This window comes from Cupriavidus sp. H39 (assembly GCF_050271075.1).
GTDB lineage: Bacteria > Pseudomonadota > Gammaproteobacteria > Burkholderiales > Burkholderiaceae > Cupriavidus > Cupriavidus necator_B.
This window is the reverse complement of the sequence record NZ_CP189846.1, coordinates 1,840,934-1,862,161: the sequence shown is the minus strand read 5'-3', so window position 1 is coordinate 1,862,161 and position 21,228 is coordinate 1,840,934. Positions and strand designations below refer to the sequence as shown.

Annotated in this window: 22 protein-coding genes; 7 read left to right on the top strand and 15 right to left on the bottom strand. The window is 67.6% G+C overall.

Translation table 11 applies throughout. The features are described from left to right. Positions 1–33 precede the first annotated feature (33 nt). Positions 34–2,367 (top strand): molybdopterin guanine dinucleotide-containing S/N-oxide reductase, encoded by a 2,334-nt coding sequence (locus ACOCMH_RS08765; protein ID WP_427306566.1) that lies wholly within the window; start codon positions 34–36, stop codon positions 2,365–2,367. A gap of 219 nt (positions 2,368–2,586) precedes the next feature. On the opposite strand, the gene ACOCMH_RS08760 is transcribed toward ACOCMH_RS08765, so the two are convergent. Then, on the bottom strand, positions 2,587–3,453 hold the full coding sequence (locus tag ACOCMH_RS08760) for a LysR substrate-binding domain-containing protein (protein WP_427306564.1): 867 nt from the start codon (positions 3,451–3,453) through the stop codon (positions 2,587–2,589). A 125-nt stretch (positions 3,454–3,578) separates the two neighbouring features. Between ACOCMH_RS08760 and ACOCMH_RS08755 the strand changes: the two genes are divergently transcribed. The 4 genes from ACOCMH_RS08755 to metC all read left to right on the top strand — a co-directional run bounded on the left by ACOCMH_RS08755 (position 3,579) and on the right by metC (position 8,233). Then, a complete protein-coding gene (locus tag ACOCMH_RS08755) occupies positions 3,579–4,166 on the top strand; it encodes a hypothetical protein (RefSeq protein ID WP_427308410.1) in 588 nt (195 codons plus the stop codon). Positions 4,167–4,266: 100 nt separating this feature from the next. Next, entirely contained in the window at positions 4,267–5,889 is a 1,623-nt protein-coding gene (locus ACOCMH_RS08750; protein ID WP_427306562.1) for a rhodanese-like domain-containing protein, read from the top strand. 66 nt (positions 5,890–5,955) lie between these two features. Then, a complete protein-coding gene (locus tag ACOCMH_RS08745) occupies positions 5,956–6,960 on the top strand; it encodes a Bug family tripartite tricarboxylate transporter substrate binding protein (protein ID WP_427306560.1) in 1,005 nt (334 codons plus the stop codon). A gap of 58 nt (positions 6,961–7,018) precedes the next feature. Next, positions 7,019–8,233, top strand: coding sequence for a cystathionine beta-lyase (gene metC, locus ACOCMH_RS08740; protein ID WP_427306558.1), 1,215 nt, complete (start codon positions 7,019–7,021; stop codon positions 8,231–8,233). A 145-nt stretch (positions 8,234–8,378) separates the two neighbouring features. Here metC and ACOCMH_RS08735 read toward each other — a convergent pair whose 3' ends face one another. Beyond that, the gene (locus ACOCMH_RS08735) at positions 8,379–8,630 is read right to left on the bottom strand and encodes a universal stress protein (protein WP_427306556.1); all 252 of its coding nucleotides are present in this window, start codon (positions 8,628–8,630) and stop codon (positions 8,379–8,381) included. 121 nt (positions 8,631–8,751) lie between these two features. Between ACOCMH_RS08735 and ACOCMH_RS08730 the strand changes: the two genes are divergently transcribed. Then, positions 8,752–9,234, top strand: a complete 483-nt coding sequence (locus ACOCMH_RS08730; RefSeq protein WP_427306554.1) for a hypothetical protein — start codon at positions 8,752–8,754, stop codon at positions 9,232–9,234. A gap of 183 nt (positions 9,235–9,417) precedes the next feature. Then, positions 9,418–9,732 carry a helix-turn-helix domain-containing protein gene (locus tag ACOCMH_RS08725; protein ID WP_427306553.1) on the top strand — a complete coding sequence of 105 codons (315 nt, stop codon included), beginning with the start codon at positions 9,418–9,420 and terminating at the stop codon, positions 9,730–9,732. A 27-nt stretch (positions 9,733–9,759) separates the two neighbouring features. On the opposite strand, the gene ACOCMH_RS08720 is transcribed toward ACOCMH_RS08725, so the two are convergent. The 13 genes from ACOCMH_RS08720 to ACOCMH_RS08660 all read right to left on the bottom strand — a co-directional run bounded on the left by ACOCMH_RS08720 (position 9,760) and on the right by ACOCMH_RS08660 (position 21,187). Beyond that, positions 9,760–10,323, bottom strand: coding sequence for an HD domain-containing protein (locus tag ACOCMH_RS08720; protein ID WP_427306551.1), 564 nt, complete (start codon positions 10,321–10,323; stop codon positions 9,760–9,762). A gap of 132 nt (positions 10,324–10,455) precedes the next feature. Further along, complete coding sequence (locus ACOCMH_RS08715) at positions 10,456–11,220, bottom strand: dienelactone hydrolase family protein (protein ID WP_427306550.1); 765 nt, start codon at positions 11,218–11,220, stop codon at positions 10,456–10,458. A 98-nt stretch (positions 11,221–11,318) separates the two neighbouring features. Further along, positions 11,319–12,131 carry a helix-turn-helix domain-containing protein gene (locus tag ACOCMH_RS08710; protein ID WP_427306548.1) on the bottom strand — a complete coding sequence of 271 codons (813 nt, stop codon included), beginning with the start codon at positions 12,129–12,131 and terminating at the stop codon, positions 11,319–11,321. Between the two features lie 122 nt (positions 12,132–12,253). Then, entirely contained in the window at positions 12,254–12,454 is a 201-nt protein-coding gene (locus ACOCMH_RS08705; RefSeq protein WP_427306546.1) for a hypothetical protein, read from the bottom strand. Positions 12,455–12,578: 124 nt separating this feature from the next. Next, positions 12,579–12,758 carry a hypothetical protein gene (locus ACOCMH_RS08700; RefSeq protein ID WP_427306545.1) on the bottom strand — a complete coding sequence of 60 codons (180 nt, stop codon included), beginning with the start codon at positions 12,756–12,758 and terminating at the stop codon, positions 12,579–12,581. A gap of 59 nt (positions 12,759–12,817) precedes the next feature. Next, complete coding sequence (locus ACOCMH_RS08695) at positions 12,818–13,786, bottom strand: Bug family tripartite tricarboxylate transporter substrate binding protein (protein WP_427306543.1); 969 nt, start codon at positions 13,784–13,786, stop codon at positions 12,818–12,820. A 192-nt stretch (positions 13,787–13,978) separates the two neighbouring features. Then, positions 13,979–14,794 carry a TetR/AcrR family transcriptional regulator gene (locus ACOCMH_RS08690; protein ID WP_427306541.1) on the bottom strand — a complete coding sequence of 272 codons (816 nt, stop codon included), beginning with the start codon at positions 14,792–14,794 and terminating at the stop codon, positions 13,979–13,981. Positions 14,795–14,877: 83 nt separating this feature from the next. Continuing rightward, positions 14,878–16,140, bottom strand: a complete 1,263-nt coding sequence (locus ACOCMH_RS08685; RefSeq protein WP_427306539.1) for an MFS transporter — start codon at positions 16,138–16,140, stop codon at positions 14,878–14,880. Positions 16,141–16,206: 66 nt separating this feature from the next. Beyond that, on the bottom strand, positions 16,207–16,962 hold the full coding sequence (locus ACOCMH_RS08680; RefSeq protein ID WP_427306537.1) for a maleate cis-trans isomerase family protein: 756 nt from the start codon (positions 16,960–16,962) through the stop codon (positions 16,207–16,209). Between the two features lie 32 nt (positions 16,963–16,994). Next, on the bottom strand, positions 16,995–17,444 hold the full coding sequence (locus ACOCMH_RS08675) for an acyl-CoA thioesterase (RefSeq protein ID WP_427306536.1): 450 nt from the start codon (positions 17,442–17,444) through the stop codon (positions 16,995–16,997). Beyond that, positions 17,441–18,616 carry an FAD-dependent monooxygenase gene (locus ACOCMH_RS08670; protein ID WP_427306534.1) on the bottom strand — a complete coding sequence of 392 codons (1,176 nt, stop codon included), beginning with the start codon at positions 18,614–18,616 and terminating at the stop codon, positions 17,441–17,443. Before ACOCMH_RS08670 ends, ACOCMH_RS08675 begins: the two co-directional genes overlap by 4 nt. Further along, positions 18,613–19,485, bottom strand: a complete 873-nt coding sequence (locus ACOCMH_RS08665) for a VOC family protein (RefSeq protein WP_427306533.1) — start codon at positions 19,483–19,485, stop codon at positions 18,613–18,615. The genes ACOCMH_RS08670 and ACOCMH_RS08665 overlap by 4 nt, the downstream gene beginning before the upstream one ends. Position 19,486: 1 nt before the next feature. Beyond that, positions 19,487–21,187: an AMP-binding protein gene (locus ACOCMH_RS08660; RefSeq protein ID WP_427306532.1), complete on the bottom strand. Its 1,701-nt coding sequence runs from the start codon at positions 21,185–21,187 to the stop codon at positions 19,487–19,489. Between the last annotated feature and the right edge of the window lie 41 nt (positions 21,188–21,228).

Sequence of the window (21,228 nt, the reverse complement as noted above, 5' to 3'; positions counted from 1 at the left end):
TCGCCGCCGCCCCTTCACCGAACCGAATTGCCAATGCTCCCCTCCCCACCCGACCCCGTATCCCGCGATCCTGCCCGACGCGACCCCGACTTCAAACCGCACAGCGCCCATTGGGGCGTTTTCTCGGCGCGGTGGGCGGACGGTACGCTGACAGTGCGGCCCCATCCTGGCGATCCCGACCCCAATCCGCTGATCGAAAACTTCACCAACGCGCTAGATCACCGCGTGCGTGTCACCACGCCAATGGTGCGCAGGGGCTGGCTGGATGATGGTCCGGGGCCGGACGACCGGCGCGGCGCAGACACGTTCGTGCCGATGTCCTGGGAAGAGGTGCTCGACCGCATCGCGCGGGAGCTGCGGCGCGTGGCGACGGAGCACGGCCTGGAAGCGGTCTTCGGCGGCTCGTACGGCTGGTCCAGCGCCGGACGCTTCCATCATGCGCAGAGCCAGGTGCATCGCTTTCTCAATACGGTGCTAGGCGGCTATGTGCGCTCGGTCAACAGCTATAGCGCCGGCGCGTCGGCCGTCATCCTGCCCCACATCCTGGGCAGCATGGACGACGTCGCCCGCCGCAACGTCACGTGGGAACAGATCGTCGCGCACAGCGACGTGGTGCTCGCCTTCGGCGGCATGGCCCTGAAGAACTCGCGCGTCGCTAGCGGCGGAATCAGCCGGCACATCGAGCGGGAATCGATGCGCAGGGCCGCGGCGCGCGGCTGTCGCTTCGTCTCGGTCAGCCCGCTGCGCACCGACATGCCGGACGAGGCGCAGGCGCAGTGGCTCGCTGCGCGGCCCGGCACGGACACCGCCATGATGCTCGCGCTGATTTACGAACTGGTGTCCCGCGACCTGCACGACCAGGCCTTCCTCGCCCGATACTGCGAAGGGTGGGCCGAGTTCGAAGGCTATGTGACGGGGCGCGCCGATGGCGTGCCAAAGACAGCCGCGTGGGCGGCGCCGATATGTGGGCTGCCGGCGCAGTCCATTGTCGACCTCGCCCTTTCGCTGCCAGGCCGGCGCGTACTGGTTGTTGTCGCGCATTCGCTCCAGCGCGCCCAGCATGGCGAACAGCCGGTGTGGATGGGCGCCGTGCTGGCCGCGGTGCTCGGCCAGATCGGTCTGCCGGGCGGGGGTTACAACTATGCGCTGGGCACGCTGGCGCACTACGGCAAGCGCATGAACGCGGTGCCGGTCGCAGCGCTGCCGCAGGGCACGAACGGCATCAAGGCGTTCATTCCCGTGGCGCGCATCGCCGACATGCTGCTGCATCCGGGCGAGCCCTTCGACTACAACGGCCAGCGCCTCGCGTATCCGCACATTCGGCTGGCGTACTGGGCCGGTGGCAATCCCTTCCACCACCATCAGGACTTGAACCGGCTGCGCCGCGCGTTCCGCACGCTGGACACCTTCATCGTGCACGAGATCGGTTGGACCGCCACCGCCCGGCACGCCGATATCGTGCTGCCGTGCACGATGACGCTGGAGCGCGAGGACATCGGCGCCACGCCGACCGACCCGCTGATGGTGGCCATGCACCGGATCGCCGCACCGCGCGGGCTGGCACGGGACGACTACGACATCTTCGCGGATCTGGCCGAACGACTCGGCCGGCGCGACGCCTTCACGGAAGGACGGACCAGCGGCCAATGGCTTCGCCACCTGTATGAGCGCACGCGTGCCGGCCTCGCGGAGATGGGCCTGGACGCGCCGGACTTCGACACGTTCTGGGAGCGAGGCGAACTGATGCTGCCCCAGCAGGCGGACGACGGCGGCATTCTACGCGCGTTCCGCGACGACCCGGACGCGCATCCTCTACCCACGCCGAGCGGCAAGGTGCAGATCCACTCCACCGTGATCGCGGGCTTCGGCTATGCCGATTGTCCCGGCCATCCGGCATGGCTTCCGCCCACCGACGGGCTCACGGCAGCGCATCCGCTCACGCTGATTTCCAACCAGCCAGCCACCCGGTTGCACAGCCAGTTCGATTTCGGCGCGCACAGTGTCGGCAACAAGCGCGACGGGCGTGAAGTGTGCACGCTGAACGCGGCGGACGCGGCGGTGCGTGGCATCGCCGAGGGGGATCTGGTGCGGCTGTTCAACGAACGGGGCGCATGCCTTGCAAGTGCCGCCTTGTCGAACGATGTGATGCCGGGCGTGGTGCAGTTGGCCACCGGCGCGTGGTTCGACCCCGCCACCGACGCGAAAGGCCAGCCGCTGTGCGCCCACGGCAATCCGAACGTGCTCACGCGGGACCAAGGCACGTCGTCCCTGGCGCAGGGCTGCAGCGGTCAGCTCACCGCGGTGCAGGTCGAACGTTTCGACGAAGTGGCGCCGCCCGTGCGGGCATTCGAGCCGCCCTTCGCGTGAATGGTTTGCAGGTTGGCTGGCGGCCCCTTGACCGGCTGCCACGGCAGAGCGAGCAGGTCATCCCTGTTCGCCCGGGGGGTTTCCGCCAGCGCCCGCTTGTCCCCGCCAGCCAATGAAGCACCCCGTCGCATATCGATACGCGAACTTGTTCCTTTGCGGCATGCGTGACCCGCCCTACGATCACGTCTCTGCAACCGCCCGGGAAACGCTCGCATGCCGTCAGGCGCCGGCCAGTCCGCGCTGCAAGGCCGTCTTGAGCATCGAGAAGACATGTCGCGCGACAGGATTGACCGCGTTGGGACGCGCCCAAAGGTAGTACGTGACATCGGGCAGCCGCGGCAGGCCGTCGCTTTCGCCAAGGATGCGCATGTCCGCCTGCAGCAGGTCGATGCTGCGCGCCGTGATGCCCAGCCCGCCGCGCAGCGCCGCCTTGATGCCGATCAGGCTCGGGGCCAGGTAGGCGATGCGCCAGGGCACGCCTGCCTGCGTCAGCGCCTCGAGCGAGAGTTTGCGGAACAGGCTGGGTTCGTCGGCCAGGATCAGCGGCACCGCTGTTCCGCGCTCGTAGGCGAAGTCGGCGGCGCAGACCCAGATCGTCGGCGTGGTGCGCAGCGCAATCCCGTCGAGCGTACTGTCCTCGCGCGTGGACACCGTCAGGTCGATCTCGCCGCGCCGCAGCGACTCCATCAGGAAGGGGCTTCTGCCAACATGGATTTCCAGCCGCAATGCCGGCGACGACCGCGCGATATGCGACAGCAGTGCCGGCAGGATGGTATCGGCGACGTCATGCGGCGCGCCGATCCGCAGCGATCCGGTCAGGTCACCTTCGCGCAGCATGCGCAGCGCCTCGTCGTTGGTGCTGAGCATCTGGCGCGCGTATTCGAGCAGTTTCTTGCCATGCCGTGTGAGTCGCTTGCCGCGGCCGTGCCGCTCGAACAGGGCCAGCCCGAGTTGCTCTTCGAGCCGTTGCATTTGCTGGGTGACCGCCGATTGGGTGCGCTGCACTGCCCCGGCAGCTGCGCCAAACGTCTCGTGGTCGGCAATGGCTACCAGGGTGCGGAGCAGGTCGAGATCCAGATTACGCATTCATTAGATCCGCTGATGGGTTTTTGTCGCGCATTAAGTGGTTTTCTTAGCAGGGGTTCATTACAGTGAAACACGAAGCATCGTTGTATCCCCGAAAAACCGAGATTGCAAGGATTGATCGCACCATGTCCGTCGCAGCACAGCGCCAGTCAGCCGTTGGCGAAACCATCGCATCCATTAGAAATATCGTAGCCAAAGGCGGTGTCACCCGTGAGAGCCTCGCCAAGGTGTTGCCGCTGGTGGAGGAGCTGGCCGCCCGCACCGAGTTCTGGGGCGAAGCCGACTACCCGCCGCCCGAAGCTGAAGAACGCCAGGCGCGTTACCTGATCGCCGAGGATCCGGACCAGACCTACGCGCTGTACCTGAACGTGATGCGGCCCGGCAAACGCGTTCCGCCGCATAACCACACCACGTGGGCCTGCGTGGCTGGCGTGAGCGGCGTTGAGTTCAATGATGTCTATATCCGTACGGATGACGGCAGCCAGCCCGGTTTCGGCACGCTCGAGCACGACCGTACCGTGGAAGTTGGCCCGCGCCACGGCATCGCGCTGCTGCCCGACGACATTCATTCGGTGGAAATCCGCGGCGACGCGGTCATCCGCCATCTGCACATGTACGGCCGCTCGCTGGAAACGCTGACCGAGCGGCTGACGTTCGACCTGGAAACGGGGCGCTGCCAGGTCATGAACGTGGGCGTACAGACCCGCCGCTAGACCGCTGCCTGACGGGGCGGCGTCCCCGCCCCCTTTTCCGAGAACCCCTCCGGATCCTCCGCGTGGCGCGAGGACACACCCCCCTTTTCGCCCAAATTTCATGACGCAAGCTTCCCAAGCCGCCTGTTCCGCCGTGGATGCCACCACCCTCAAGGGCTGGCTGCACGATGCGGACGAAATCGCGCTGTTCGACGTGCGTGAGCATGGCCAGTATGGCGAGGGCCATCCCTTCTATGCCGTTCCCCTGCCCTACAGCCGGCTCGAACTCGATGTGGGACGCCTGGCACCACGCCCCGGCACGCGCATCGTGGTGGCCGACGATGGCGACGGCGTGGCGCAGGCCGCCGCCAGGGCCCTGGCGCGCCTTGGCTACACCAATGTCTTTGTGCTGGACGGGGGCATGGCGGCATGGGTGGCAGCCGGCTACACGCTGTTCGCCGGCGTCAACGTGCCGTCCAAGACCTTCGGGGAACTGGCCGAGCATCACTACCACACGCCGCGCGTCAGCGCCCGGGAACTGGCGGCCATGCAAGCGGGCCCCAGGGCGCCGGTGGTGCTCGACGGGCGTCCGGCCAGCGAATTCCGCAAGATGAACATTCCGGGCGCGATCTGCTGCCCTAACGGTGAGCTTGCCTATCGCCTGCGCGACCTCGTGCCCGATGCCACCACGCCCATCGTGATCAACTGCGCTGGCCGCACGCGCAGCATCATCGGTGCGCAGACGCTGATCAATTTCGGCATCGCCAATCCGGTTTATGCGCTGGAGAACGGTACCCAGGGCTGGTACCTGAACGATTTCGCGCTCGAACACGGCAGCACGGCGCGCTATCCGGACAACGGCAACCCCCTGGGCCTCGATACCGCTAGAGATGCGGCCAGGACGCTGGCACGGCGTTTCGGCGTGCCGCACATCGAGGCGGCGCAGGCGGGCGCCTGGTTGGCCGAAGCCCACCGTTCGACGTTCCTGTGCGATGTGCGTACCGCCGAAGAGTTCGCCGCGCAGACCCTGCCGGGCGCGCAGCACGCGCCCGGGGGCCAGCTGATCCAGGCCACGGACCAGTTTGTCGGCGTACGCCGCGCCAGGCTCGTGCTGTTCGACGCCGAGGGCGTGCGAGCGCCGGTGGTAGCCAGCTGGCTGCGTCAGATGGGGCACGACGCCGTAGTGCTCGCGGGCGGCCTCGAAGCGGGGCTGGCCACTGGCCTGCGCGCCGCGCATGGCCCAGGGCAAGACATCACCGCGCTGCCCACCGTCAACGCCGCGCAAGTGGCAGCTGGCATCGCGAACCAGTCGATGCTCGCGCTCGACCTGCGCGGCAGCATGGCCTATCGCGCCGGCCACATTGCCGGCTCCCGCTGGTCTACTCGCGCGCGGCTGGCGCAAGACCTGAGCGGCGTGCAGCAAGACACCACGCTGGTGCTGGTCGGCGACGCGGATGCCGCCGATCCCGCCGAGCTGGCCGCGGCCGACCTCAACGCGCTTGGCTATCGCGATCTGCGCAGGCTGCGGGGCGGATTTGCGGCGTGGCGCGATGCCGGCCATGCCGTGCGCGAAGGCGCCGACACGCTGCCCGATGCACGGTGTATCGATTACCTCTTTTTCGTGCATGACCGCCACGACGGCAACAAGGCCGCCGCGCGGCAATACCTGGCCTGGGAAACGGGCCTGATTGCGCAACTCGATTCCCAGGAGCTGGCCACATTCCGTTTCCCGTCCCTGGGCTGAATCCGCAGCCCCTGAAGTCCCCGAGCCAGGCCCCACAACCCGCCATAGAAAATCCGAGGTCGCCCCATGTTCCGTCCGATGTCATCCCGCCTGTCGCGGCAAGTGGTCGCCGCATGCACGCTCGCACTTTCCGCCGCCGCCCTGGCGCAGCAGCCGCTGGCGCCTGTCAACGGCTTTCCGTCGCAGCCGCTGCGGATCGTGTCGCCGTTCCCCGCCGGCGGCGGCAATGATGCCGTCTCACGCATCGTGGGCACGCGCCTGTCGCAGGTCTTGGGCCAGAGCGCGGTCACCGACAACCGTGGTGGCGCGGGCGGCAATATCGGCGCGCGCTATGTGGCCGAATCGAAGGCAGATGGCTATACGGTGCTGACCTCGCAGGTGTCGATCATGGCGGTCAATCCGACGCTGTATCGCACGCCCGGATTCGACCCGGTCAAGCACTTCGTCCCGGTCACGCAGATCAACGCCGCGCCGCTGGCCATCGTGGTCGCAACGAATGCGCCATGGCGGACGTTCGAGGAACTGGCCACGCAGGCCAGGGCGCAGCCGCAGAAAATCACCTATGCCACACCCGGCAACGGCACGCTGTCGCACCTGGTGGGTGTGGTCCTCGACAAGAACAGCAGCGTCGGGCTGCAGCACGTGCCCTATAAGGGCGCCGGGCCGGCTATCAACGATCTGCTGGGCGGGCAGGTCGATGTGCTGATCACCTCGACATCGTCGGTGGCCGGTTTCATCCAGGCCGGTCGCATGCGGGCGCTGGCCGTGACCAGCCCGCGCCGGCTCGGGATTTTCGCCAACGTGCCCACGCTGGAGGAACTGGGCTATCGCAACGCACGCTTCGAGGACTGGTATGGCTTCTTCGTGCCGGCCGGCACCTCGCCGGAACGCGTCGCGCTGCTGAACCGCGCCATCGTCCAGGTGCTGCAGATGCCTGACGTGGTGAAGACCATCAACGATGGAGGCAGCGCCGTGGTCGCCAACAGCCCGGATGCGTTCGCCGCGCAATTGAAGGATGACATCGCGCGGTGGTCGCAGATCGTGAAGCTCTCGGGCGCCCACGTCGACTGAACCGGGCACGCGCCTTGCGACGACCCTTGCGCACCTCGCGCCAACCTGCAGGCAAGCCATGACGAAAGCGCTCTCCACACGTATCGCCCACGCCGGACGCACCGCCAGCGTGCCCGGGGGCCAGCCCGTGAACCCGCCCGTGGTGCGCGCCAGCACCGTGCTGTTCGAATCCGTCGCGCAGCAGCGCGAAATGCGCGCGCGGCGCCACACCGAACGGTTGTTCACGTATGGCGCGCGCGGCAATCCCACCAACTTCGCGCTCGAGGACATGGTCACGACGCTGGAAGGCGGCCACCGGACTCGGCTGTTTCCGTCAGGCCTGGCCGCGGCTGCGATGACTATCCTGGCCTATGTCCGCCCCGGGCAGCAAGTGCTGCTGCCCGACTGCGTGTACGAGCCAGTACGCAATCTGGCCAGTGGTTTCCTGCGGCAGCACGGCATCGCGGCCGACTTCTATGCGGCCAATGGCTCGGATCTCGCGGGGAAGCTGCGTCCCGAGACGCGGCTCGTCTATGTGGAAGCGCCGGGCTCGCTTGCCTACGAAATGTGCGACCTGCCCGCGCTGGCGGCCTGCGCGCATGCGCACGGCGCCCTGGTTGCGGCGGACAACACGTGGGGCTCTGGCATGCTCTACCGTCCGCTGGAGCTGGGCGCCGATATCTCCCTGATGGCAGCCACCAAATACCTCGGGGGCCATTCCGACGTGATGATGGGCACCGTGTGCACCACCGAGGCCGCGTGGCAGCCGCTGGCCACGATGGCCGATGCCTTTGGCATGACCGTGAGCCCGGACGATGCCTACCTGGTGCAGCGGGGCATCCGTTCGCTCGGGGCGCGGCTCGCGCAGCATCAGGCGGGCGCGCTCGCCGTCGCCCAATGGCTGCTCGAACGGCCCGAGGTGGCAGAGGTCTTCTGCCCCGCCCTGCCCCATGATCCCAACCACGTGCTGTGGCTGCGCGATTGCCACGGCACCAATGGCCTGCTCTCGTTCTCGCTACGGTCGCAGGCCCCGGTCGCCCCGGAGCGCTTTGTCGACCACCTGAAACTGTTCGGCATCGGCGCATCCTGGGGCGGCTTCGAAAGCCTGGCCATGCTGGCCGACATGCGCCGCGCGCGCAGCGTTGCCGACTGGTCCGCGCACGGCACCGTGATCCGCCTGCATATTGGACTCGAAGCGGTGCCGGACCTGCTGGCGGACCTCGACCAGGCGTTCGCCGCCATCGCCCGGATCGACGCTACGGAAAAGGATAGTTGCCATGCCTGTCATCGGTGACTGGCTGCACCAGCAATCCGGCCCTGAGCGAACCAGCGGCCACTTTACCCGCCACTGTCGGGCCGCGTCACCGCATGGCCGAGGCTGATCCACATACCGAGCACGCACGGCGACCCTCCCGGCCGGCCCCGCGCCCGCGAGCGCGTCAATGCGACATGAACACTGCCACGCCTTGCTGCCGCAACAAGGCGCGGGTCGTTCCGCCCAGCATCATTTCCCGCAGCCTTGAGCGGCCATAGCCACCGGCGATCAGCAGGTCGGCTTGAGCCGCGCGCGCAAGTTTCGGCAGGACGAGGTCAGGGTCGCCCTCGCCGGTCCGCACACTGGCACCGACGCCATGGCTGGCCAGCCAGGCTACCAGTCGGTTCGCGCTATCGCGGTAGGCTTGTTCCTCCACGGCAGGACCACGCTTTCCCGCGCTGACGACCAGGACGGAAACCGCGCTGGCATGTGCCAGCCATGGCAATGCGTCGGCTAGCCCGCGCGGCCTCGCGGCCGCCGTTCCAGGCGATGGCGGCATGGCCACCGAGGCCTGGTCCGGCGTGGCTTGGTACCAGCAGAATCGGTCTACCGGCATTAAGCATCGCGTAGTCCGCCGCCGAGGCCATCAGCGCGGGCACATCGGCTTCGGACGATGGCGGCGCGGGCAGGATGAGATCCGCGTAACGGCCCTGTTCGGCAAGCGCCCAGCCGGGCTCGGCATCGATGACGATATGCCGCGTGGCAATGCCAGGCGAGATTTGCCCGGTCCCGGCGCCAAGCGCTTCCTTGTGACTGGCAACCAGTTGGTGCAGATGGCTGCCGGCAAGCGAAGCGTATTTGCCTGCCTCTTCACCTGCCCCGCGGAACGGCTCAAGGCGAGTTCCGGTTGCCGTCAGCCCGACCACGGTGCCGCCGGATCGCGCGGCGAGCCGGGCGGCGGTGGCAATGCGCGCTGCTCGGGCAGCATCGTCACCGAGGTCGACCACTATGGTTCTGAAGTCCATGACGTGATTCCGTGAGATTCCTGACGTTGACGGGTACTTACGCAGTCTAGGAGGCGCAGGCGCCGGGCGCTTAATCCGGATCAAGCCGGCGGCAGGATCGCCGCGGCGGCGGCGGGCGGTTAGTGCGTCGGGAAACACAAGGCATGGCACGCCTCATCCTGCCGGCAACGCCGCTGTTACGGCGGCGGCACAGCAATTTTGCCGCGCTTGAGGCGCGCGCGGCTTGTCGCGAGGCCGGGTTCGCTGCCTGGCCTGGAAACCCTGGCCGCCGACCTGAACATGACTTCACGCACTCTGCATCGGCGGCTTGCGGGAGAAGGGACGAGCGTTCGCCAGCTACAAGAGGAAGTGCGCGAATCGCTCGCCGATGAACTGCTGGAAAGCGGCCTGACGCTGACGCAGGTGGGCGAGGCCTTGGGGTACGGCGAGGTGTCGAACTTCCTTCGCGCGTATCGCCGGTGGAAGGGGCTGACGCCCCATCAAAGCCGCAAACTTATGCAGGGCCGCGCGTAAAGCGCGCCCGCGCCTTCCACGTCCCCCTCACCTCCCGGCGGCGCGCTCCCGGGTCTCCTCGTCGACCATGGCCCGGAGCGCCGCGAACAGCGGTTCCGCGGCGGTGTGCTTCTGCCCGTAGCTGAGATTGAACGCGTAATCGAAACCGGGCGGATTCAGGCCCTGGTTATGCTGGATAAGGGTCTCCAGCTTGTCGAGCGCCTTGACGATCCGCGCCTCGCGGGATCCGGCGTATTCATAGTCTTCCCACAGCGCCAGGAACTCGGCCTGCAGCGCCTGCGGCAGCGTCCTGGTCAGCTCGACCAGGTCGGCGCGCTCCTGCTCCGACTTGCCGGGCGTGCCGGCCTGCTCGGTCGCGGGGATGTCGCCGTGCAAGGCTTCGCCCAGGTCATGGATGACGCAGAGCTGCAACAGCCGGGCCATATCCACGGCGCCGAGCTGGTCCGCAAAGGTGATCGCCATCAGGCACAGGCGCCAGGTATGCTCGGCGGTGCTCTCGCGCCGCCCGGTCGACGTATGCGCGCTGCGCAGGACGTTTTTCAGGCGCTCTGCCTCCTTGATGAAGGCGATGCGGCCGGCCAGCTCTTCCATGCTGTTCTCGCGAAGGACAAAGATCCTGTGATTTTAGCGTCAGGGAGGAAACCGCATCGGCACCGGGGGGTCTCGCCGACGCTGGTGCCATTGCCGCGCGCGGCTGCCGCGGCAACAGGCGCTCTGAGCGGCCTACGCCGGCGTGCCGGTGGCGCCCACCGCGAAACGCTCCGCCAGGAACGCCTCGCATGCCGCCCACGAACGCCGGTCGGCCGCGGCATCATAGGCAATGCCGCGCTCCGGAAAGTTGGCGCCCTCGAACGTGAACGCATGACGCACATGGCCATACGCATGCAACTGCCAGTCGGCACCGGCCTGCGTCAGCTCCGTGGCGATGCCAAGCACGTCCGCGGGCGGCGCAATGGGATCCTCCCAGCCATGCAGCAGCAGGACGCTGGCGCCGATCGGGCCCTGCGCGCCGAGACGCGGGGGCTGCAGCACGCCGTGGAAGCTGACCGCAGCCACCAGGCCGGGCGCGCCTGCGCGTGCCAGATCGAGCGCGCACAGGCCGCCGAAGCAGTAGCCCACCGCAGCCATCCGCCGCGGGTCCGCGCCCGGCAAGCGCTGCGCCGCCTGGAACCCGGCAAGCAGCCGCTGGCGCAGCAAGCCGCGGTCGGCCATCAGCGGGCCCATCAGGTGCGCGTTGTCGCCGCGCTCGTCGCCGCGCACGCCCTTGCCGTACACGTCGGCAGCAAAGCACAGATAGCCCATTGCCGCGAAGCGGTCAGCGCAGCGGCGCATCGCCGCGTTCAGGCCGCTCCACTCATGGGCCAGCAGCACGCACGGCGTGCGTGATGCCGCCACGCCCGCCGGCCTGGCGACGTAGCCTTCGAAAACGGTGGTGCCATCCGTGTAGGTGATGAAACCGCGCTCCGGCGGCAGGGTTGCAGCGTTCATGGTTCTCTCCGTTCAGGCCGCCAGCATGCGACCGCGCGGGAACGCTGTATTGAACGTTTGGGACACGGTTGGCCGGGCAGCGAGCCCCTGCGCCCGGCTCAGAGGTAGAACGCCGGCGCACCGGCCGGGCGCTGCCCGAATGACGCCGCCAGCGGCGACGGGCCGCTTCGCCCATAGGCGCCCGGCGTCTGCGACACGCGCCGGCGCCACGCGCGGATCTGGTGGGCCTGGTCGCAGTAGCCATCCAGCGCATCGGCTGCGCCCCGCTGGACTGCCTGGATGCTGTGCTGGAGGCGCTCCAGGTCCATCAGCTGCTTCGGGCCCAGTCCCAGCTGCTGCTCGAACCAGCGGTTCAGCTGGCGCCGGCTGACCGCCATCATCGCGGCGACTTCCTGTACCTGCCGGCCCTGGCGCAACAACGCGTGGGCCGCGCGCATCGACTGCAGCGCGGCCGGCGGCCGCAGCGCCGCGAGGCGCCGCAGCAACCATGCGTCCAGCCTGGCAACGATTTTCGCCGGCATCCAGGCGGCGCTCAGGTCGGCGCTGAACGCATGGACGGCCCCGTCGCCGAGATACCCGGCAAGATCCAGCAACTGGTCCCTGCAATCAGGCCCGATGCCGGGAAACAGCCGCGCCAGGCCGGCCCCGCTCAGCATCGCCATGACGAAATACGTGTCGGACCACGACCGCCAGCGCCGGCTGGCCGACTGGCAGCCCAGCAGCGACACCGTGGGCACGGTGGGGCCGCCGACCATCGCGTTGGGACGGCCGAAGTTGACCGACAACACCGCGCCGGGGTAGGGGCAGGTGGTGATATCGCTGCCGGCGTAGGCGCCTTCCAGGTCCTGCACGAACCAGTAGCCGTCGACATAGGGCGACAGGGATGGGCAAGGCGCGAGCACCTGGAACATGGCGGATTCGCGTTGGAGCGCGATGGGGTAGGCACAGGCGTACCTTTATCACAGAGCCAGCCATGACGGGCACGCAGGCGCCGGCGATGTCGGCGCCGCGCCCGCACCTGTCCCGGGCTCGCTCAGGAGCCGGGCCGGGTCGGCCGCAAGGGTATCCATTGCAGATCCTTGCCGACCACGACCTCCCCATCGAAACCCTGCTTTGCCCGGGCCCAGTGTCCCTGTGCGCTGTCCGCCGGCGCAAGGTGCGACAGCACCAGCACCTTCACCCTGGCGGCCTGCGCCACCGCCCCGGCATCTTCCACCGCAGTATGGGAATGCACCACGATCACCTCGTGCACCAGCACGTCGGCGCCCTGGGCCAGCCGGATCAGGTTGCGGCTGGGGCTGGGCTGTCGAGGATGTTGTCGTTGATGTCGGTGGCAAAGGCGGGGTATATCGCCTCGGTCATGGCAGTGGTGCCGCGGGGGGGTTGTCCGGCGAAACAATCGCCGAGACCCCGCTGGCGCTGCCGTTGATCGGCGGCAGCTTGCCACGTGAACCCGGACCGAACACGCATACGGGCAGCTTGCGCCCGCTCAGGCTGTCCGATGTGCCGAACAGCACCAGCGACGGGTAGTCGGCCACGAGGTCGGCGCAGTACGGATTGTGTTGTTGTTCATGGTCTGCTCGTCCTGGTTGACCACCTACTCCGGCTTCACGCCCGCCTGCTGGATCACGCGCTCCCAGCGCAGCTTTTCCGCCTGCACGAAGCGGGCGCTCGGCTCGCGGCCCTGTGCCATCGGGTAGGTGCCAAGATCCTTCAGCCGTGCGACAAAGGCCGGTTGCGCCAGCGTCCGGCCAACCGCGGCGTTGACTTCGTCGAGCACCGCGGCGGGCGTGCCTTTGGGGGCAAACAAGGCGAACCAGCCCTTGACCACCAGCCCAGGCGCCACATCCTTCGCCAGCGGGATGCCGTCGAGCCCGGGCAACGCCGTATCGGCGGTGACGGCCAGCGCCTTGAGCCGGCCGCTGCGCACCAGCGGCACCAGCGGTGCAATGCCGTCGACGTAGACCGGGACATCGCCCTTCACCACGGCCTGGATCGCCTGCGTGGTGCCGCTGAAACTGACCTGCCGGAACCTGGCCTGCTGCAGCTGGCCCATCATCTCGGCGGTCAGGTGCGGCACCGAGCCGCGCGTGGGGCTGCCGATGGCAATTTCGTCCGCATGTGCCTTGCCGGCCTTGAGCACGTCGGCAAGGCTCTGGTAGCCGGCCTTGGGATCGGCCACGAACATCATCGGTGTATAGGCCAGCGTCGACGCGACTTCCGTATCGCGCTGGATGTCGAACTTTGCCTCCTTGTACATCATGGGCGTGATCACCGCCGCGGCGGCGTGGAACAGCCCCAGCGTGTAGCCGTCCGGCGCCGCTTGACGCAGCACGTTCATGGCAATGATGCCGTTGCCGCCGGGCTTGTTCTCGACCATGACCTGTTGCTTCCAGGTTGCGGTCAGGCGCTCGGCCACCTGCCGCGCGATGATGTCCGGCGCGCTGCCAGCGATCGATGGCACCACGATGCGCACCATCTTGTCCGGATACGCGGCAGCGTTGGCGCAGGCCGGGGCAGTCACCCCGGCGAGAAGAAACAGCCCGAGGCAGGCGCGACGATTCATGTGGTCTCCCGTATGTAGTGGCCATGCATCGCTTGCCGGGGGCGGCGCGGCGATGCTTATTTGATATAGCGTCAATTAATTCTAGATTAATTGCCTATGTATCAAATACGGACTTACCACTACGGACGGAGGGGGCTACGGGGCGACTCAGCGCGCCTCGGGCGGCACGCCGGTGGCTACGGGAAACCGGCTTCAGGCGGCCTTGCTGCGTGGCTTGCGCGCGGGCTGGCGCTTGTCCTGCTGCCATGCCTCGATGCCGTCCAGCGTGATGCGCAGGCCTTCTTCGAACGCGGTATCGGAAGACAGCCTGGAGAAGGCCTTGCTGACAAAGCGCGCGCCGGGATACTGGAGTTCGGATGCGGATTCGAGCTTCTTCTGGATAAAGCTCTGGTGGTAAACGGGCAATTGGCGTGAAGCTTCCGCCATGCTGGCGGAAACCAGGTATTGCGCGATCAGGTGGTAGCCCAGCGCCACCTGTTCGGCCGTAAAGCCGCCCTGCATGATCGCCGACGTCATGCGGTTGAAGAACTCCATGCCGTAGTCGGTTTCCCCCGGCTCGACGTCCTGGAACAGGCGGAAGCGGTTGTGGGAGGCAACGTAGATGCTGACGCCGGGGTTCTCCACCGCCACCTCGAAGCTCAGCCGGGCGATCGCTTCCACATCGGCGCGCCAGTCGCCCGTCAGCGAAGGCAGCCGGCCGACGCGCTGGCGGTAGTAGTCGTTGAGCACCCCGGAAACCAGCTGGTCGCGCCCGCCCAGGTAATAGTGGATCAGGCCTGGCGCGACGCCGAAATCCTTGGCCAGCTGGACCATGGAGATCTGGTCCAGCGGCACGGTCTTGGTCAGCCGGATCGCGTGCTGGAGGATCGCCACGCGGCTGAGCATGGGTTCGGCGCCGATCGGGGAATCCGTCTTCGGCGGACGGCCGCGGCGGCGCGGCGCGGCCGGCGCGGTTGACGACGCGGCGGTCTTGCTGGCAACGGCTGGGGATTTGCGGGCGGCAGGCATCTTCGGTTTGACCGTTCGTAGGCATGGCCGCAAGGAAATTGCGGCCATGGGAATTCTACTCCGCCCCACCCCGTTCGAAAAATTCAGGCTCCCGCCGGCTCCGGCACGCCGGCGCCGCGGGCGCCATGCCGCTGGTAGCGGCCCAACGACAAGACCAGCGCCCCTGCCACCAGCAGCATGCACGGCAGCAACAGCAGCGGCAACGCGTAGCTGCCATGTCGGTCGAACCACACGCCCAGCCCCACCGGCCCGATCACCGCGCCAAAGCCGTAGCCCGAGAATGCAATGCCGAACAGCGCGCCGAACGCGCGCAGCCCGAAGTACGAGCGCACCAGGAAGGAAATCAGGTCTCCCTCCGCGCCGATGGTGAGGCCGATCAGCGCGGTGGCGAAAAGCAGTACCTGATAATCATTGGTGACGCCGAGCAGGTAGATGCCGATCGCGCCGCCGAAGAAGAACACACACGCCACCAGCGGCGCGTGGATGCGGTCGATCAGCACGCCGGTCAGGATTCGGCCGATCAGCAGCCCGACGCCGACCATCGAGGCGCTGCGGGCCGCATCGGCGGGGCTGAAGCCCTTGTCCGCGAACATTGCCGGCAAATGCGGACCGAGCGAAAGCGTCGCCGACGACCCCAGCACGAATACGACCCAGATCGCCCACAAGCGGTAGCTGCGCACCGCCTGCCCGAGCGGAACGCCTGCGGTGGCGGGCGCCGGCGCGCGGCGGCTTGCCGCGCGACCTGGAACCCGTTCGCGCAGCAGCGCGCAGGCGAGCAGCGACAGCACGATCGAGCCTAGCCCGAGCGCCACATACGCGGTGCGCCAGCCATAGCCGGTCACGAGATATTGCGCGGTGGCAGGCATCAGCACGGTACCGGCGCCTAGGCCGCACATCGCGATGCCCAGGGCCAGTCCCAGGCGGCGGTCGAACCATTGCGGCAGCACCGCCAGGTAGCCCAGCACGGACGTGGCCGCGCCAAACACGCCGACCACTACCGACAGGCTGACCCATAGTGCCTTGCTGCCGTTCTGCAGCGCCATGCACGCCGTGGCCAGGCCAAACACCAGCGCCGAGACCGCGATCACACGGCGGATGCCGTAGCGGTCCATCATGGTCCCAACCAGCGGGCTGACGATCGCCAGCCCGAACATCGAGGCCGCGTAGGACAACGACGCTTCCGAGCGCCCCCAGCCGAACTCCGCAGCCAGCGGCCGCACGAACACGCCGGCGGTGGCATTGAATAGCGGGGCGTAGCCCGCCAGCATTCCCAGCGCCGCGCCGAGAATGACGGCGGCATAGGTCCATCTGCCGGCGCGGGGCGCCGGTTGTGGGGCTTGCTGCATAGCTTGTCTCCGGTTCCAGGATGCAGGCCGCCTCTGCGGGCGGCGGTGATGACACCAGTGGTCCGCTCAGGCGAGCCCGGCCTTGCTGCCGAGCAGTGCGCCGGCGCCCGGCGCCTCGGCGCGCAGGCCCAGGCGGCGCATCATCTGGCGCGCGGTACACACGGCGGTGGAAGTCACCGGGATGCCGAGTGCCAGCTGCGCCGGTTCGATCGCCGGCAGCGATGGCATCTGCACGCACGCCGACAACACCACCACGTCGACACCGGCGGTATCCAGACGCCTGACGTCCTGCAACAACTGCATCGGGTCGCGGGCGCCGACATCGAGATTGTCGAGGATCGAGAAGTTGATGGCGTCCTTGACCGCTATGCCTTCGCCTTCGATGTAGTCGACCACCGTCCGCGTCAGCGCGTCGCTGTACGGCGCCAGCAGTGCAATGCGCTTAGCACCAAAGTCCTTGAGTTCCTCCACCAGCGCGCCTGCCGAGGTCATGATCGCTGGCTGGTATGGCACCCCGTCGATGGCGGCGTTCAGGTCTTCGATCACCTGGCGATGGTAGCCCTGGCCCATGCACATGGTTGCTACCAGGCAGGCCGTGCTCATCAGGTCGACGCGCGCATCGGCCAGTTCTTGCGCGCAGCGGCCCATGTCGCGGTTCATCTTCTCCAGTTCTTCCGCGACCACGCGGTGCATGCGCACACGGCTGGAATGGAAGGAAAAGCGCTCAGGCAAGGCCTGCATGCGGCCGGCGAAAATGGCCGGCACCTCGCGCTCCATGGTGATGTTGGAGCTGGGAACGATCTGTCCGATTCTGTATTGCATGATGGTTGCGGGAATGGCGGGGGAAAGCCGCGCTACGCGGCGGGACGGAGGAACGCCGACAGCGCCGTGCGCAGCGAGTCCGGTATGGGCGTGCCGACACGCTCGTCCAGCCGCACGCAGATCGGCGAGAAGACCGCGTCGAACACCGGCGCGCCATCCGGGCGGCGCGCCATGCAGCGGATGTCGTAGGAGCGCGTACGGATAGCCTGCACCCAGCACTCGATGTCGGTCACGTCGTCCGGCCACAGCGTGCCGACGAACTCGAAGCGCATGGCCTTGCAAGGAGTGCCGACGCCGTGCGCGGCACCCAGGCGCCCCGCACCACCCGCGATGTGGTCCGAGAACAGCCCGACCGCGCCCAGCAGGTAGTCAGTGAAGCGGCCGGTGTAGACCACGCCCGCCGGGTCGCAGTCGCCCCAGCGCACCGTGCGGCGCACCACGAATGGCGCGGTGCTCAGCACGTACTCGGTCGCGCGGATCACGGCTGCCGCTCCGCCGCCACCGCGGCCACCGCATCGACCGATACGCCGGCCGCGGTCAGCTCGGCCAGCAGGTTCGGGTACTGCTCCCTGAGCCGGTTCAGGTCGACCCGGCCCGTGCGCGTCATGAAGCGGAACACGAATTCATGCGGCGTCGGCAGCTCCATCCACTCGCGGATGCGCTCGTACCAGTTGTACGAGGCCTCGGAGGCGCGGATCAGCTTGGCCTTCTCGGGGCGGCGCACCGTGTCGTAGCGGCGCAGCGCTGCCTGCACGTCGCCCGGGTTGGCGACGATGGCATCGGCCAGCGCCATCGCATCCTCCATCGCGATGCGCGTGCCGGAACCGATCGAGAAATGCGCGCTGGTCAGCGCATCGCCGATCAGCACCTGGTTGCCGACATGCCAGGTGTCGTTGACGATCACCGGGAACTGCCGCCACACCGAGTTGTTCGACACCAGCCGGTAGCCGCCCAGTTCCGGCGCAAACACCTGCTCGAACAGCGCCTGGCGCTGCTCCGGCGTCATCGCCTCCATGCCGAAATCGATCCAGGTCTGGTGATCGCATTCGGCAACGAAGGTGCTCATCGAGTCCGAGTACGGGTAGTAGTGCGCGACAAAGTACCCGCCCTGGTGCTTGCGGAATACCAGCGCCGGGTTCGGGAACGCCTTCTCCACGCCGTACCATGCGAAATGATTGGTCAGGCTGTGGCGCCGGGTGCCGAACCCCTCCTCATTGGCGCCGCGCAGCAGCGAATTGACACCGTCGGCACCGACCACCAGGTCGGCCTCGAGCGCCGCGAAATCGCTGATGCGCTGGTTGTAGCTGATCCGCACGCCCAGTTCCCGCGCACGGGCCTGCATGATCTGCAGCAGGCGGATGCGCGGGATCGCGCCGCCGCCCGCGCCGGGGCGCTTCATGGTGATCGGGAACTCGTGGCTGACGATGGAATGGCGGTCGCTGAAGCGCATCGCCCGGGCCAGTTCGTCCACCACGGTCGGCGACGCCGCGCGCAGGCTCGACAGGCCGGTATCCGCCAGCACCACGCCGAAGCCGAAGGTGGCGTCTTCCGGATTCTGCTCGTAGATGTCGATGTCGACCTTGGCGAGCCGCTCCTTGAGCAGGATCGACAGGAACAGGCCCGACGGCCCGCCCCCGATGATGGCGATCTTCATGCTGCATCTCCGGGGGCGATGACCAGGGCATCCATGTCGAACTGCTCGATGCGTCCGGCCAGGCCGCCGGTGAGCGCGCCATACCAGACCGCCGGCTTGAAGCCCAGCGCCTTGCGCCGGAAGCTGATGCCGGGGTTGCCGTCGATGCGCACATAGCCATTGCCAAGCGCCGCGGTGGCGTAGCCCTCGGTCTTGCCGGCGACGTCGATTAGCGCGGCAAACTCCGGCACGTCGAGCACAAACACCGACGCCTTGCCGGCGGCCGTCGCCCCGTTGCCGATCGACGCGCCCTTGCGCTGCCACACCGGCTCGATCGAGCCAAACGGCGTGCCGTCGCCGGACGCTGTTTCCAGGGCGATGGCGGCGTCCAGGGTCAGCTTCGCGTCCAGTGCATCCGCTGCGCTGAACGGCCGCACCTGCCATGTGATTTCGATCGGGTAGCCGTTGGGGTCGTTGAAGTAGATCGACTCGATCACCTCATGGCGGATCTGGTAGCGCAGCGGAATGCCCACCGCCTCGACGCGCTGGCGCCATTGCAGCAGCTCGGCCTCGTCGCGCACGCGCCAGGCGGTATGGGTGGCGCGGTCCTGGTAGTGTTCGCGCACGGTCAGCCAGCCGGGCCGCTCGGTGCCGATGTAGTAGAAAAACGCGATGGTGCTGCCGTTGCCGCTGTCGAAGAAGAAGTGCAGGAAATCAGCATGGTTGTCCGGTCCCCAGCCTTTGGCGGAGATCGCATGCACCAGCGGCAGACCGAGCAGGTCGCGGTAGAAATGCACGGTTTCGGCCAGTTTCCAGGTGGGTCGCGCCGTGTGGTGGACACCGTGCAACTGCACGGACGGCGCTGCGCCGGGGTTGGTCGTTTCGGTCATATCACTTCCCTTCGGTGGTATTGCTGCGAGCCGCTTCGGCCTCGAGCGTCTGGATGATCTGCTGGCGCAGCAGCGCCTTGCTGAGCTTGCCGGAAGCGGTCAGCGGGAATTCGCGGATCACTTCCAGCCGCTCCGGCCACTTGAACTTGGCCAGGCCGGCCTGCTGCAGGTAGTCGGTGAGCTGCGGCAGCGTCAGGCTCGTGGCAGGCGGCTTGGGCACGACGAAGGCGCACACGCGCTCGCCGTAGACCCGGTCCGGCATGCCGACGACGGCGCAGGCGAGCACCGCGGGATGGAGGTTGATGACGTTCTCCAGCTCCTCGGCATTGATCTTCTCGCCACCGCGGTCGACCACGTCCTTGATGCGGCCGCAGAAAAAGTAGTAACGCTTGCCATTGACCACGCGCGACGACATCAGGTCGCCGGAGCGGTAGAAGCCATCGGCGGTAAAGCGCGTGGCGTCTTCCTGCTCGGATTTGTAGTAGCCGCGAATGGTGTAAGGCCCCCGGAACAGCGCTTCGCCGGCCTCGCCGTCGGCGACGGGCGCTTCAGTGCCCGGATGCACGATCTTCACTTCGTCCCACGCCGAGACCGGGCTGCCGATCGAGGTGTCGCGGATCTCCTGCGGGTCGTCGCGGCGCGCGAACATGATCACGCCTTCGGTCATGCCGAAGATATGGTGCGTCGGCGAGCCGGTCAGCCGGGTCAGTCCCGCGGCATTCTTGGGCGCGATGAAGTTGCGGCGGGCACGCTCCGCAGCATCGGCCTTGGCCAGCTCCGGCGCGATGCGCGTCAGGATCGGGCCGGCCACGCCGAACCAGGTGGGGCGGTAGTCGCGCACCAGCCGCTGCAGGTTCTCTTCGCCGATATCCGGGGTCACGGTCACGGTGGCGCCGCTCAGCAGGAACGGGCCGAAGAAGCAGCCCATGTTCAGGTTGTGCATGTACGGCGTGGGGAAGAACAGCACGTCGTCCTGCGTGTAGCCATTGCAGGCCGCGACCGCCCGCATGTTGTACAGGTATTCGCTCTGGAAGCGCGGAATGATCTTGGGCACGCCGGTGGTGCCGCCGGAAAGCTGGAATACCGCCACCTGGAAGGGATCGTGGCTCACTTCGGCCAGGCGCGCGCGCGCCTGTTCCAGCGGCATGTCGCGGATCAGGTCGGCCAGCAGCACGGCCTTGCCGCGCCGTTCGCCTCGGGCCTGCAGGATATAGGCAAGGCTTGGCACCTCGTCCTGCATTTCCTGCGCGAATGCCACGTCATCGAACCTGGGGTCGTCGCCCTGCACCAAGTGCAGGCGTGCCTCGCACAGCTGGCCCAGGTAGCCGATCTCGAGCTTGCGGAACGCCTGCAGCGAGCACAGCGGAATGATGCCCGCCTTCAGGCAGGCGAAGAACGTCAGCAACAGCTCGTTGCAGTTGCCGCACTGGAATACCGCGCGGTCCAGCGGCTTCATGCCGAGCGCCAGCAGCGCGGCGCCGAGACGGTCGGTCTGCTCGTCGAGGTCGCTATAAGTCAGCTCGCCTTCCGGACCGGCCAGCGCCAGGCGCCCGGCATGGCGGCGGAACGATGCCTTGAAAGCGCCGGCCAGCGTCTCGCGGGTCAGCACGCCTTCGGCAACATAGCGGCGCAGGCGGTCTTCGTCGGGATATCGGACGCCTTCCAGCAATTGCGGGGGGCGTACGCTGTAGTTCTGCAACATGTCTGTCTACCCTTTTCTGTCGTGGAACTGCGCGCGGCAAT